The 13,261-nt window shown below is 32.4% G+C and carries 12 protein-coding genes; 6 read left to right on the top strand and 6 right to left on the bottom strand.

What is annotated here, in order from left to right; genetic code table 11:
- Positions 1-71 precede the first annotated feature (71 nt).
- From BOW55_RS14855 to BOW55_RS14845, 3 genes are read right to left on the bottom strand one after another with little or no spacing between them, the layout of a single operon-like run.
- Entirely contained in the window at positions 72-1,124 is a 1,053-nt protein-coding gene (locus BOW55_RS14855) for a type III polyketide synthase (protein ID WP_129024751.1), read from the bottom strand.
- Positions 1,121-1,834 (bottom strand): methyltransferase domain-containing protein, encoded by a 714-nt coding sequence (locus BOW55_RS14850; protein WP_129024750.1) that lies wholly within the window; start codon positions 1,832-1,834, stop codon positions 1,121-1,123. Before BOW55_RS14850 ends, BOW55_RS14855 begins: the two co-directional genes overlap by 4 nt.
- Positions 1,835-2,962 carry an NAD(P)/FAD-dependent oxidoreductase gene (locus BOW55_RS14845; RefSeq protein WP_129024749.1) on the bottom strand — a complete coding sequence of 376 codons (1,128 nt, stop codon included), beginning with the start codon at positions 2,960-2,962 and terminating at the stop codon, positions 1,835-1,837.
- A 266-nt stretch (positions 2,963-3,228) separates the two neighbouring features.
- Here BOW55_RS14845 and BOW55_RS14840 point away from each other — a divergent pair, with 266 nt between their 5' ends.
- Together BOW55_RS14840 and BOW55_RS14835 are read left to right on the top strand one after the other, a co-directional pair.
- A complete protein-coding gene (locus tag BOW55_RS14840; protein ID WP_129024748.1) occupies positions 3,229-4,044 on the top strand; it encodes an AraC family transcriptional regulator in 816 nt (271 codons plus the stop codon).
- A 78-nt stretch (positions 4,045-4,122) separates the two neighbouring features.
- A complete protein-coding gene (locus tag BOW55_RS14835; RefSeq protein WP_129024747.1) occupies positions 4,123-5,784 on the top strand; it encodes a serine hydrolase in 1,662 nt (553 codons plus the stop codon).
- Positions 5,785-5,882: 98 nt separating this feature from the next.
- On the opposite strand, the gene BOW55_RS14830 is transcribed toward BOW55_RS14835, so the two are convergent.
- Both BOW55_RS14830 and BOW55_RS14825 read right to left on the bottom strand, forming a co-directional pair.
- Positions 5,883-6,068, bottom strand: coding sequence for a hypothetical protein (locus tag BOW55_RS14830; RefSeq protein ID WP_129024746.1), 186 nt, complete (start codon positions 6,066-6,068; stop codon positions 5,883-5,885).
- A gap of 34 nt (positions 6,069-6,102) precedes the next feature.
- On the bottom strand, positions 6,103-7,020 hold the full coding sequence (locus tag BOW55_RS14825) for a bestrophin family protein (protein WP_129024745.1): 918 nt from the start codon (positions 7,018-7,020) through the stop codon (positions 6,103-6,105).
- 211 nt (positions 7,021-7,231) lie between these two features.
- Here BOW55_RS14825 and BOW55_RS14820 point away from each other — a divergent pair, with 211 nt between their 5' ends.
- Entirely contained in the window at positions 7,232-7,987 is a 756-nt protein-coding gene (locus BOW55_RS14820; protein ID WP_241686583.1) for a polysaccharide deacetylase family protein, read from the top strand.
- Between the two features lie 548 nt (positions 7,988-8,535).
- On the opposite strand, the gene BOW55_RS14815 is transcribed toward BOW55_RS14820, so the two are convergent.
- Positions 8,536-11,160 carry a phosphatidylglycerol lysyltransferase domain-containing protein gene (locus BOW55_RS14815; protein WP_129024743.1) on the bottom strand — a complete coding sequence of 875 codons (2,625 nt, stop codon included), beginning with the start codon at positions 11,158-11,160 and terminating at the stop codon, positions 8,536-8,538.
- Positions 11,161-11,535: 375 nt separating this feature from the next.
- Here BOW55_RS14815 and BOW55_RS14810 point away from each other — a divergent pair, with 375 nt between their 5' ends.
- Genes BOW55_RS14810 through BOW55_RS14800 form a run of 3 tightly spaced genes read left to right on the top strand, consistent with a single transcriptional unit; the run spans position 11,536 to position 13,172 of the window.
- Positions 11,536-12,057 carry an RNA polymerase sigma factor gene (locus BOW55_RS14810; RefSeq protein ID WP_099718437.1) on the top strand — a complete coding sequence of 174 codons (522 nt, stop codon included), beginning with the start codon at positions 11,536-11,538 and terminating at the stop codon, positions 12,055-12,057.
- A gap of 47 nt (positions 12,058-12,104) precedes the next feature.
- Positions 12,105-12,314: a hypothetical protein gene (locus BOW55_RS14805; protein ID WP_089055026.1), complete on the top strand. Its 210-nt coding sequence runs from the start codon at positions 12,105-12,107 to the stop codon at positions 12,312-12,314.
- Positions 12,315-12,326: 12 nt separating this feature from the next.
- Complete coding sequence (locus tag BOW55_RS14800) at positions 12,327-13,172, top strand: FecR family protein (protein ID WP_129024742.1); 846 nt, start codon at positions 12,327-12,329, stop codon at positions 13,170-13,172.
- Positions 13,173-13,261 lie beyond the last annotated feature (89 nt).

The following is a 13,261-nucleotide window of genomic DNA, read 5'->3' as shown; positions in this document are numbered from 1 at the left end:
TTTTAAAATCCATTTAAATCCGCGTTTTCGCATCGCGAATCAGTAAAATCCGCGTTCAGTTTTATGCAATATTACCATTGCAGTAAAACTCGCTGTGCCGAAAATCCTGGACCAAAACTGAGCATTAATCCTTTTTCTCCTGCTTGCGGATTTTCGTCCATAATTTGTTCTAAAACGTATAAAACTGTAGCACTCGACATATTACCATACTGTTTAAGTACTTCTTTAGTTGAGTTTATGTTTTTTTCTAATTCTGAGAAAAGTGACTCTACTTTATTAATGATTTTTTTTCCACCGGGATGGAATATCATATGATCTATATTTTCAATTTTTAAGCTGTTTTTTTCTAGAAACGGATGAATAATATCTTCAAAATGGGAGGCAATAGTTTCTGGTACTTCTATATCCAGCACCATTTTTAAACCATTATTAGTGAGTTTAAATCCCATCATGTGTTCAGCATCATAAAAATGATACATTTCTTCCGCGAGTATTTCGGGACCAGAATCCTCTTCATAGGAAGATAATAAACAACAAGCTGCTCCATCACCAAAAATAGCAGCACTTACAATATTAGGCATTGAAAAATCATCAAGTTGAAAAGTTGCTGTTGGTGATTCTACAGCAATTACAGCAGCACGTTTTCCAGGATTAGCTTTCAGGAAATTTTTAGCATAAATTATTCCAGATATTCCCGCGGCACAACCCATTTCGGTTACAGGAAGCCGTACAATATCTTGCCTTAATTTCATTTTATTGACAAGATATGCATCTAAAGACGGAATCATTATTCCCGTACAGCTTACAGTAATGATATAGTCTAAAGTTTCGGGATTCCAATTGGCTTTTTCGAGTGCTTTTTGTAGAACCTGTTCGCCCAGTATAATAACTTCCCGACTATAGATATCGTTTTTATCTTCAAATGAAGTTGCTGTAAAAACAGATTCAGGATCCATTATAGAGTAACGTTTGTCTACAGCGGCGCCTTCAAATATTTTTTTGACTTTTTTGATGAAGCGTTCGTCTTGTCCGTGAAGCCAATTTTCCAACATTGGAATTATTTCGGACGTTTCTCTTGAATATTGCGGTAGCTGCTTGGCAACTGTTACTATTTTTACACTCATGTTTTAGTAATTATCCATTGATAGCGAAATGCCCATTTCCAGTTTATGGTATAGTTTTTTAAGTTTAGTTTTTTGGAGAATTCTTCCAGATCAGTTTTTTTAAATCCTCTTAAAATTGATACTAGTCCATCTTGACGCGACATTTTATTCAAACTAAAAAGAATACAAATCAATTCAAAAAGACGATATGCTAGTTTGCTGCGATGCAGGTCGTTAATAATAATTCCAACCTCAACATTCTTATTAAAGATAGTAATTATATTTAATATTTCGACATTGGTAAAATGATGCAGCGTCAAGGTGCATAATACAATATCATATTTTCGGCTTTCAAATTCTGGGCTAAAAATGTCTTCGCAATAATATTGGATATTAGGATATTCTCTAGATAAATTTTGTGCATATTTTATTGTAAAAGCGTTTGCATCAATGCCGATAAGTTTAAAATTGAGATTATTTTTTTTACCAAATTTCGCCAGCATTCGCAGCATATCGCCATTGCCACAGCCTATATCAGCAATTGTTATTGTTTTGGCAGTATCCGTCTTTTTTAGCAATTGTTTTATTCCGTGAAGAGTGAGTTTGTTGCCGCCAAGCAATTGATTTATGCGAGCAATTTGATCAAGTGCAGCTTGAAGTTCTTCTCCTTCTAGAAAAAAATCATCCATAATCTCAGGAGCGAGTGTTCTATATTGGGTACTAACGGCCATTTAGTGAATTGCTATTGTTTTGCCATGTGTTTGTTTTATTATTCTTGATATTACTTTAGGAAACGATGCAGCTATTGTAACAAGTATGTTTGTAACAATTTTATGAGTTAAGATCTGGGCAAGAATTCGGCCCCAAAGCATTCTTTTTCCAAAATGAATATTCCATTCTTCGGTATATTTTTTTTCGACTATTTCACGAGGCATTTGTTGTTCCGAAAAATATTTTAAGATTAATTCTGATGCTATTTTGGCACTGTGAATTGCCATCGCCATTCCGTTGCCGCAAAGCGGATGAATAAGTCCAGCCGTATCGCCAATCATTAAAATATGGTTTTCAACAGCTTGCTTTTTATCAAAAGAAATTTGACTTATAGTTAACGGTTTATCAAAAAGAAGTTGACTATTCTCAAAAATGGCTTTAAGGTGTTTGTTTTTATAAAGTACATTTTGCTGATAGTCGTCAATGTTTTTATATTGTTTAAAGGTTTTATAATCTGCCAGATAACAGATGTTTATGACGTTGTTTTCGACTTTAGAAACTCCGCAATAACCTCCTTTGAAGTTATGAAGCGCCACAAGATCATCGTCTAAACTACCCGAATAGTGTGCTTTTACTGCTAACCAAGGCGATTTTTTATGAATAAAGCTTCTTGTCAAAACTTGATCTATGTTTGATCTTTTTCCAAAAGCACCTAAAACTATTTTTGCATTAAAAGTTTGATTTGAAGTATTTATGGTGAATATATCATTATCAAAAGATACATTAGTAACAATCTCATTAATAATAGTACAATTATGGGCTGATGCTTTTTCATATAAAAAATTATCAAGTGTATATCGGCTTACGCCAAAGCCTCCTAATGGAAGTGTTGCAGAAGCTTTTTTCGCGTTGCCGGCAGTAAATTCAAATTTTGAAATGTCGGTGGGATTTAGTTCTAAAACATCGGCGCCAAGCCATTGCAAATAGGGAAGGATTTCGTTAGAGATATATTCACCGCAAACTTTGTGTCGAGGATAACTTGATTTTTCGATCAAAATTACTTTTAGTTTCTTTTGAGACAAATGTATAGCCGCAGTCAAACCGGCTAGTCCGCCGCCAATAATGAGTACATCCGGATTTGTTTCCATATCACTAATTTAGAAATTATATCTTAGATAATGGTTAAAATGAGGAGATTAAGTTCGTTTCGAATAATAAATAAAATAAGTGATCAGGAAATATTAAATTATCAGATGGAAACAGCTGGATTAATAAGGCATGAAATCGTTTAACCTGCTATTTCTATTTTATACTGCTTCTTCTTTTGTAATTTAAACGGAATCATTATTATATTTATATCGTTAATTTTCAAAAGAAAGTTTTTTATCTATCAGTAATTCTATTCAAAGTACTTATGAAACATTCGCAAAAAGGGGAGTTTTACGGAGAAACAAATAAGACAATTTGTTTTGAAGGACTTACTTTGACAGATACTGTCTATACACATCCTAAAGTGGACTGGCATTATCACGAACATGCTTATTTTACTTTTATTCTTGAAGGAAATGTGATTGAAGGAAATAAAAAAGAAGTCTATAATTGTGTTCCTGGAAGTTTGTTGTTTCATAATTGGCAAGATGCACATTATAATATCAAACCAGATGATGTGTTTACAAGAGGCTTTCATCTTGAAATAGAGAAGGAATGGTTTGATAAATTGTCATTAACCAGCGATGGTTTAGAAGGAAGTACTAAAATTAGTAATCCGGATATTAAACTGCTGATGTATAAAATTTTTAGGGCCTCAAAAATTGATGATGGTGATTCAGATCTTTCTACACAAACTTTATTGCTGGAAATATTGTCTAAACTTAAAAAAAGCTCTGTAGATGTCTTGCATAAAAATCCAAAATGGGTCACTATGATTGACGAAATTCTTCATGAACAATTTGCCGATTTGCTGACTCTTGATTATTTATCTAAAATACTTAATATTCATCCTATGCATCTTTCTCGAGATTTTTCGAAGTATTTTAATTGTACTTTGGGTGAATATATTAGGAAATTAAAAGTTGAAAAGGCGCTTTCGTTAATGGGGTCTAAACACCAGTCTTTTACAGAAATTGCGCATCAATGTGGTTTTTCAGATCAAAGCCATTTCAATCGCTGCTTTAAGGAAATCAATGGAATAAACCCTTCTGCACATAAAAAGATTCTTTTCAAAAAATAATTGTAATGTTAATTCTGTACAAGTTTTACAGTTTTAGGAGACTTATTTTTGCCTTTAATCAATCAAATCAATCAAATCATGAATCGAATTCTGACAATGTTTCTACTTTTTGTATGCCATAATCTAATGGCTCAAAACAATAATTTGTATCCCGCAGATGCGATTACAACTGATCTTCAAAAATCGAATACAGGCAAAGTGACCTTTATGAATGGTAACATTCCATTAGAACAATACAAAAGTTCAGATATGCTGAAATCATTTGAGCTTAAACGCAAATCTGATTTAAATATAAGGGTTTTTATGGATAATTCTGTTGTCAATTATCTGCATCAATTAGCACCAGATGTACCAGCAGAGAAACTTTTAGAATTAGGAAATCTTCAATTTTCCTTTTATGTAGATGGTAAGTTTATTTATAAAGAAAACATTCATTCTGGAGCTAATTTTGGATCTGGAGGAAATAAAAAAACATCTATTACTTTTCGCGTTCCTCTTACCAGTTCAAAAGGAGAGGACTGGTGGGCAATTTATATGTGGGAGAGATTTAAGAATAATGGAGGGGAAAAAGTATTAGTAGAAGGGAAGCATTTACTAAAAATAGAAATCAGACCGTATATAAAATTGAATGATACAAGTGAGGTTAAAACGGGAAGTTTAATTGCCGAAGGACAGGTAGAATTAGTTGTAAAAAAGCCTCAATTATCGGCAAAAGAAATCGAGATTCAGGAAATACAGCCTAATAGCGGCTGGGAAGTTTCGGCTTTGCCTTTTGACAAAAAGAAAATTGAGGAACTTAATACGGCTATTGGTCAATATAATTTAAAAGAAATAACAAGTGTAGTGGTAATTCGCGAAGGTAAATTAATGTTGGAAGAGTATTTTAATGATGCCAATCGAAAAACGTTACACGATACACGTTCTGCAGGAAAATCATTTGCTTCAACTTTAATGGGATTAGCGATTCAGGATGGTTATATTAAAAATGAAAATGTCACTTTGAGCAAGTTCTATGATTTAAAGCAATTTGATCATTACGACGTTGAAAAAGACAGGGTAAAAATAAAAGATTTGCTTACGATGAGCTCTGCTATTGACGGATCTGACATGGATGGACAATCGCCCGGAAACGAAGAAAACATGTATCCAACAGACAACTGGGTTAAGTTTGCTCTTGATTTACCAATGAATAAAGCTAAAACAAACGGAGGTCAATGGGATTATTTTACAGCAGGAGTTGTAGTATTAGGCGATATTCTGGATAAATCTGTTCCTGGTGGGTTGGAGAAATATGCAGCAGAGAAACTTTTTAAACCTTTAAACATTACAGAATATCAATGGCAATATACGCCTCAAAATGTGGTTAATACGGCTGGAAGTTTGCAAATGACTTCGCTGGAATATGCAAAATATGCTCAATTGTATAAAAACAACGGTGTCTGGAATGGAAAAAAAATATTAAGTAAAGATTGGATAGATAAATCGTTTACTAAACAAATTCAGATTCCGGAAAGAGATAATCAGTTTTATGGTTACTTGTTTTGGAATAAAACTTTTGTTTTTAAGGGTAAGAGTTATGAAACTTTTTATTGTGCCGGAAATGGCGGAAACGAATTTATTGTTTTTAAAGAACTTCCACTTGTGATTATTATTACATCAAAAGCGTATAATAAACCTTATGCTCATGCTCAGGCAGATAAGATTGTACAGGAGTATATTTTGCCTGCGTTATTGAAATAATATATTATACTATAAAAAATCCCTCAGTTCCATTAAAGGTGGAACTGAAGGATAATCAAAAAAAAATTATATACAATCTTTTAGAACGAATGATGGAGTTAGATTGTTTTATCGTAGCTTCCGTAACCTACACCATCATTACAATAAGCATATCCTAACCATGCAAAAGGAACTCTTTCTGTAAATACACCTGAACCACCTCTTAAAACAAGAGTTTTGTCTTCGTCTACGTTATAAGTAAGTCCAACTCTTGGATCGTCTTCAACTAATAATACTTTATTCATAATTAGATGTAATTGTAAGGCTGGCTATTATAAACTAAGAAATACAATAGTCATTTAAATTTGTTATTGGAGTTACTTTTTTATTGTTCAATTCTAAAAGTGTGTTTTCTATCATTTGCGACATTGTATCTAAAGCAAGATCATTGGGCTGAAGTCCAAAAGGGTTTTCTAATTCATCAGCAATTGCTTCAAGCGCTACAAAAGTATATGCAATAAATACAATTATAAAAGGTGTAATCCATCCCATTGTTTCTACAAAGCCAAAAGACAATAAAAAGCAATAAATATAAACGGTTCTGTGCAGTAATACACTATAAGTATAGGGAATAGGTGTGCTGGCGATTCTTTCGCAGCCGCCAACTATATCTGAGAGTTTGTTTAGGTTTTCTTCGAATGCTAGTTGGGTAATGCTGTCAATCTTGTTTTCAGATTTGGCATTTTTTACCCAAATTCCTAATTCACGTAAAATGATCACAGGTTTAAATTGTACTTCTTTAAGTTGCTCTGCAAAATCTTTTGGAAGCAGACGCGTCATGTCTTGTGCCGAATCTGTTTCTCTAAGCTGATGTTTGAGACTGTAAACGAATGCGATTAGTAAGTTAAGGAAGTTATCGCGTTTTGCTTCATAAGCATTATCATTAATCAAAGTAATGCTTTGTCTGGCTAGAGATCGAGTGTCGTTAAGCAGTGCGCCCCAAAGTTTTCGACCTTCCCAAAATCTGTCGTAACTTACACTATTTCTAAATCCGAGGAAAATAGCAAGCGCGATTCCAAACAAAGTAAAAATGGCAGGATTTATATGTAAGTTGTATTGTATAAGATAAGGCTTAAAATAAACTACTGTAAAGGAGAATAACAGTAATAATAGAAGTCTAGGCAAGAGCTGTGGCAGAACAGAACCTTTCCATTCAAAGAGCATTTTAAACCAAGTGTCTTTTTTCTTTATAATCATCTGAAAGCGGAGAAATTATTGACTATAAAAATAGTTAAAAGTACAACCTGTTACAAGAAAAATAATAGAGAATATAGAAGCATATTATTTATATGCTGTGTAAGTAAATGATTTCAAAAAAAGTTTATATTTGGATCTTAATTTTATCATTCAACAAAATTTACTATCAAATAATTTACAACAATTTATGAAGTCTTTTTCGATCAAAATAATGACGTTTTTACTGTTACTAATCTTTTTAGGCTGTGACGGTAAAAAGCAAAAACCAGAGCCAAATTCATATGAGGCTGGCGTAATTTTATCTTTTGATGATGCTTATGTTGATGAATGGTTTGAGGCTGATCAGGCTTTGAAGAAATATGGATGGAAAGCAACTTTTAATGTTTGCAGAATAGATTCTATTGGAGCTCCACAAATGAAAAAACTGCTGCAGCTTCAAAAAGAAGGGCATGAAATTGCAGGTCATGGCTATCATCATTACAATGCGGTAAAATTTGTACAGAAAAACGGAATCGATGAATATATGAAGCAGGAAATTGATCCTATGATTGCTTCCATGAAAAAGAAATCTTTTAAGGTGACTTCATTTGCATATCCTTACGGTTTAAGATCTGATGCGCTTGATAAGGCATTATCTGCCGATTTTAAAATTATTAGAGGAAGAGCTTTTGGTGGTGAAGTTCCAGAAAAGCAGGATAGTTATTTTAATAATAAAAAAATAGTTTTTGCTTTTGATATTGATAACAGTCACATTCATTTTAGTATTCCTTATGTTTTAGAATTACTTGATTATGCCAAGAAAAACAATAAAATTTTGCTTTTGTGCGGTCATAAACCAGTGAAAAATGTAACCGAAAATTATCAGGTAAAAATTGAAACTTTGGAGTTTATCTGCAAGTACATGAAACTAAATGATCTTAAGTTTTATAAATTGTCCGATTTAGATGATTTGCTTCCTCAGAAATAAAAGATCTTTTAGTATTGTTTTTTGCCACAGATTTTATGGAAATCCTTCGGCACTTTGAAAAGAGGAAAGAAAATGAATAGCCTCCAGCTTTAGCTCAATGTCATTAAGTTAAGCTTTTAGAAGACAAAATTAATCTCACGATCCCGATAACCATTGGGTACTAAGACGCAAAGTTTAAACACAATATTGTTATTTCTGTAAAGGTTAGATATTTGCTTGCTAAGGCATTACAAATTTTTCCTTAACTTAATAACATTGAGTTTTAGCTGAATGTAATTAAGTTAAACGTTTTTTTATTGAATACCAGCTATTGCAGAGTTTTTTGTTTGTTTTGAAAGCTCCAGAGGAGCGGAATATTTATAGCACAATTTATTTCTATGCACAAAAAGCTCCAGAGGAGCGACATATTTTTAAAAAATACAGGTTCCGCTCCTCTGGAGCTTGAAATCACGGGGTATACAATTTCTATAAGTATTCCGCTCCTCCGGAGCTTTTTTTTTGACTTTATGACTTTGGACTTTAAGACTTTCAACTTTACAACTTTCGACTCAACTTTTAATTACTTTTGATAGAACCTGCGGAATTTGAAGCAAATCGTAATCATCATTAAATACAATATACTGATTTTGCCATGAAGGAGAGAATTTGTCTTTAAAATCGCGAAGGCCTTTATAATGGGAGAATGATTTTAGTTTTTCATAAGCGTATTTCATTGATTTTTCTTGAATAGTCTGCGGGTTTTCGATTCCGCTCATAGGCGCAAGACCAAGATCTACAAAAGAAACATTTTGTGATTTTAAATGATTGAAAAGTGTTACCATCATAAAATCGATAATGCCATTTGGCACATCATTTGTTTTTCTGATTAAGTCGTAAGTGCTTTCATTTTTCTTATAATCCGGAATGATATTTAAGAACGCAAGAATTTTGCCTTCGTTATTTTCTACCGTTATAATGGTTTGTTTTTTGAGTTCTTCCCAAAGAAAAATGCCCTGAGAAAAAAGTACTTCTTTTCGTGAAGTTTCTATAAGCCATTGATCGCTCACGGCTTTTATTTGCTGTAGTAAACCATCTTTTATTGGAGGCTCGTTAATAACAGCTCGCAAACCTAAATCGGTGATTTTTTTTATAGAGTTGCGCAAAGACTTTCTGTTTTGTCCTTCAAGATGAAATTCCTGTAAATCTACAACAGCAGCCTGACCAACAAAAAAGTATTTTTTACCCATTTGAGTATACAATTTTAAGTTGGCTTCAGGAATGCGATAAAACATACTTCTTAATCCATAATCATAACAGTATTTATCAAATTCAAGAATACAAGAACAGATTTCTTGTTCATCACGTCCAACGGGATTTTCTAGTACAACCGCAAAGTTTCCTGATAATCTATAAGAAAGAAACGCATTTTGATTCTTTGAAATAAAAAGCATTTTATCAAAATAGGTTTTGAAATAATCCAAACTCGAATTACCATATTGTTCTAGAAGTACAGTGGCAATTTCTTTTTCTTGTGCAGTGACAGTGTTTTTTAGAATTGAAGGTTTTACCAATGTAAAAATTAAGAAAGCAAAAGAAAGAAATCCGCTGATTTTGAGCGATAGTAAAAAATGCATCGCAAATGTTCCTGTTGGATGCAGATTATCGCTGCCAACTAGAAAATAGTTTTGAAGTGTATATCGAATAGATTCTATAAAACTAAAATCAATATTAAAGTGTTTTTTGTCGAAGAAATAAAAGCCAAGCACTCCATAAATTAAAACGGCTAATATGCTTAATAATGAAGTTTGTAAACCAATAAGACTCAGTCTACGATTTGTTTTGATATAGTATTCTTTTCGTGTCGCAATTAAAACGCAAAGTACTAAAAATGCAATAGCAGATTCTTCAAAATCAATTGCTTTTGTAAGGTTTCCAATCAGTGAAATTATAGATAATAAGACGGCAAACCACCAAGCCATTCGAAGTCCTTTAAGCATAAAAGCTGCCGTTACCAGTAGAAATAAACCAGTAGTGAGCACCAAATAGTTTGAGGTATGTATAGCTTCAATAGGCAGAATATCTTTAAGAGTTAAAAGTCTGCTGTGAATGGCAGGCGTTACAACCGAAATAATATTTATAACACCAAGTACAAACAAAAGCAGTGCAGGAACTATACGCAAAATCAGTTTTTGGATTCTTGAAGCAAACAAGAATACAGCGGCAAGCAACGGCAGCCAGAACTCGAAAACACGATAGAATAGTGTTATTGCAACGGCTTCCATATTATTAAAACCATATTTAATTAAGATATAGCTCATAGAGACTTCGACAGCGCCAAGACCTCTTAATAAAGGAGAAACTATTAAAAAGATTACGGCAACTACATATGCAATTGAAGCAGCTAGGAGAGAAGCTTCGACCTGTATGGCTTTCATACCAATATAGATATGTATAATTCCTGTAAGATCAATTAATAAAGAACAAAGTACAATTTTAAGAAAGCTTTTTCTATTGATTTTATGCTGTTGCAAATCAGTTATAAAACGTTCTGTTTTTGGGAAACTTTTCAGCAGAAATTTATAAAAACTCCCTTTTTGAATAATCGAATTAATTAAAACAAAAAGCAGCGGCAGAATAAAGATAACAAGTCCTAAAACCAGCCATTCGCTATAGCCGATGCTTCCTTTTAATAAAGAAAAAAGAAAGAGAGGTATTGCAAGAAGTACGACTGATAAAATTCCAACAAATCCGTATAAAGCAGAGGCTAAATGAATTTCAGTTTTCGTTGTTCCTTTTTTTGACAAACGTTCGGTAAAGAATAAAAGTGATGTGATACCTCCCGCAGGAAGAAATACACTTATAAAATTTCGTTTTATAAATAAAGCGTTGGCATCTTTCCAGCTGATATTAGCTCCAATGGCAGAAAACGAAACTACATACAATAAACCTTGAAGAAAAATATATAGAATTGTAACAAGTACGGCAACCAAAATCCATTGTGGCTGCGCTGCGGTAATACTGTTTTTTATCTGATACAATTCACTTTGTTCTTCTTTTATAAACCAAAAACCAATTATAAAGAAAATTAAGGTCAAGGTAATTTGACCTAACAATTTCCCGTTTTTCGAGAAAAAAGCAACAATTCTTTTTTGAAGGGAGTGCAAGGTAGTTTCGGTTTGGTTTATTTCTTTCATAGAAAAGGACTTATTTACTTTATTTATGATAAAAACAATTTATAAGTTCTGTATTCTGTAATTTTTAACGATTTTTTTTAAGGAATGATTGCAAATTGTAAAACTGAATTTTAAAAAGAAAATAACAGTTAAAAATACGCTTATTTTTTGTAAGATAAAAATTTGTGTTTTTTGGGATTATCAGCGCTAATAAAGCTGAAAAGAATACTTTTTTTGTACTATTTTCTTTTCACGTTGCTCATTTTTCGAATTAAATTCCTGTAATTTGCAGCTTAAGATTTGCTTAAGGAACTAAGTAAAAAAGTCTTTAATGCCAATTTTAAAATACAATATTATTTTAGACATTGAGTTAAGACTAATTATCGTATTTGCATTATGGACAATAGAAAGTTTATATTAAGTTTAAAGAATGGTAATGAGGAGGCTTTCAAGAAAGCGTATCTAAGTTACTACGATAAGCTGATAAGTATTGCAAAACGATTTGATTTTACAGTTCTTACTCCGCAGGATTTTATTCAAGAAACTTTTTTAAGACTTTATAATAAGAGAGAATTACTGCATGAAGATGTTTTGTTTGACAAGCAATTGTTTACCATATGCAAAAACATCATTATTAATCATGTTAATAGAGAAAACAAAGTAGTTCAACTTGATTCTCTGCGATTTGAATTTGAAGAGGAAGATACTGATACCACAGTTTTTGAAGAAAGAAAAGAAAAACTGTATAACTTCATAAATCAGCTTCCTGAACAGCAGCAAAAAATATTTACACTACATAAACTGGAAAACCTTAGCTATAAGGAGATTGCAGAGCTTACAGATCTTTCTGAAAAGACTATTGCCAATCATATTTATCTCGCCAGTAAATTTATTCGAAAAAAAATAGAAGATCATTAGGAACTTTTCTGTTCTCGTTTGTTATATATAAAAAAAGAGAACTTAAAATGCATATTGAATCTTATAAAACAGATGTAAAAAGCAAGGAAGATGCAAGCTTTATGGTTGCACTTCTGCAGTTTATCATTTCTGATTGTATCATGAATTTTGATTTGGAGGATTCTAATAAAATTTTACGAATTGAAACCAATAGAGAAATAAAAGAAATGGTTTATGGCGTTTTTAATAAACAAGGATTTCATTGTCAAAAACTTTAGCGCTCAAAAGATATGGATGAAAAGAAATTAGAGGAGGAATTGAAAAAACTATGGGAAGAAACTCCCGTTGCGCATTCTGATAGTGAAAAAGAAGCTTCCTGGGAAGCATTTCAGGCAAAAGCATTTCCTGTAAAAGAGAAAAAGTTTAAGCCATGGCGTTATTATGCAGCGGCGGCAGCGGTGCTGGTTTTTATTTTCATTGGTACTGGAATTTACTTTAATAAAGATGTTACGGCCAGCAGTGTAAATCTTGCTGGAATTACAATTGAAAATTCGACTTCAATATTAAAAATTGTGGCATTGCCAGACAGTTCAAGTGTCGAATTGAGCCCAGATTCTAAAATTGTGTACGCCAATAATTTTGCTGTTGACAGAAAAGTTGAAGTTACTGGTCGTGCCTATTTTAAAGTTAAGAAAGATAAGAAACATCCTTTTCAGGTTTTTTGTAATGAAACAATAACGACCGTATTAGGAACTTCTTTTACAGTTGAAGGCTATACTAAAAAGGGGGTGACTGTAGAGCTTTTTGAAGGAAGTGTTGAGATGAGTGTGAAAAACCAAGATAAAAAATGGATACTTAAACCAGGTGAAAAATTTACTTATGGAGAAGAAACAGCTTCAGTATCTCACTTTAACAGATTCACAGATTTTGATAATGAGAAACTCAGCGTTGTTTGTACTTATATTGAAACAAACTATGGTTATAAAGTGACTATTCCTGAAGAATACCGCAGCCAGAAAATTACAGTTCGAATAAACAAAAAGGAAGATTTAAAAACAATTGTTCAATTAATATCAGAAATGTATAACCTAAACTTTGAAGTAAATGAGAAATTAAAGCAGATTACTTTTCAGTAGAAAAGAAAAGGATGTCCTAGCCGCGAAACTAAACATCCTTCCCAAAGTCAAGACAGCACAAAGCTGTCTATTTAATAATATTCAAAAAT

The sequence above is a fragment of the Flavobacterium sp. YO12 genome (genome assembly GCF_004119495.1).
Lineage (GTDB): Bacteria > Bacteroidota > Bacteroidia > Flavobacteriales > Flavobacteriaceae > Flavobacterium.
Note: the sequence above shows the minus strand (reverse complement) of the source record. Positions and strands in the feature narration are given on the sequence as shown.

Bases quoted from the DNA above. Each gene is read 5' to 3' on its own strand.
- BOW55_RS14855 (WP_129024751.1), bottom strand. From the start codon at position 1,124: ATGAGTGTAAAAATAGTAACAGTTGCCAAGCAGCTACCGCAATATTCA.
- BOW55_RS14850 (WP_129024750.1), bottom strand. From the start codon at position 1,834: ATGGCCGTTAGTACCCAATATAGAACACTCGCTCCTGAGATTATGGAT.
- BOW55_RS14845 (WP_129024749.1), bottom strand. From the start codon at position 2,962: ATGGAAACAAATCCGGATGTACTCATTATTGGCGGCGGACTAGCCGGT.
- BOW55_RS14840 (WP_129024748.1), top strand. From the start codon at position 3,229: ATGAAACATTCGCAAAAAGGGGAGTTTTACGGAGAAACAAATAAGACA.
- BOW55_RS14835 (WP_129024747.1), top strand. From the start codon at position 4,123: ATGAATCGAATTCTGACAATGTTTCTACTTTTTGTATGCCATAATCTA.
- BOW55_RS14830 (WP_129024746.1), bottom strand. From the start codon at position 6,068: ATGAATAAAGTATTATTAGTTGAAGACGATCCAAGAGTTGGACTTACT.
- BOW55_RS14825 (WP_129024745.1), bottom strand. From the start codon at position 7,020: ATGATTATAAAGAAAAAAGACACTTGGTTTAAAATGCTCTTTGAATGG.
- BOW55_RS14820 (WP_241686583.1), top strand. From the start codon at position 7,232: ATGACGTTTTTACTGTTACTAATCTTTTTAGGCTGTGACGGTAAAAAG.
- BOW55_RS14815 (WP_129024743.1), bottom strand. From the start codon at position 11,160: ATGAAAGAAATAAACCAAACCGAAACTACCTTGCACTCCCTTCAAAAA.
- BOW55_RS14810 (WP_099718437.1), top strand. From the start codon at position 11,536: ATGGACAATAGAAAGTTTATATTAAGTTTAAAGAATGGTAATGAGGAG.
- BOW55_RS14805 (WP_089055026.1), top strand. From the start codon at position 12,105: ATGCATATTGAATCTTATAAAACAGATGTAAAAAGCAAGGAAGATGCA.
- BOW55_RS14800 (WP_129024742.1), top strand. From the start codon at position 12,327: ATGGATGAAAAGAAATTAGAGGAGGAATTGAAAAAACTATGGGAAGAA.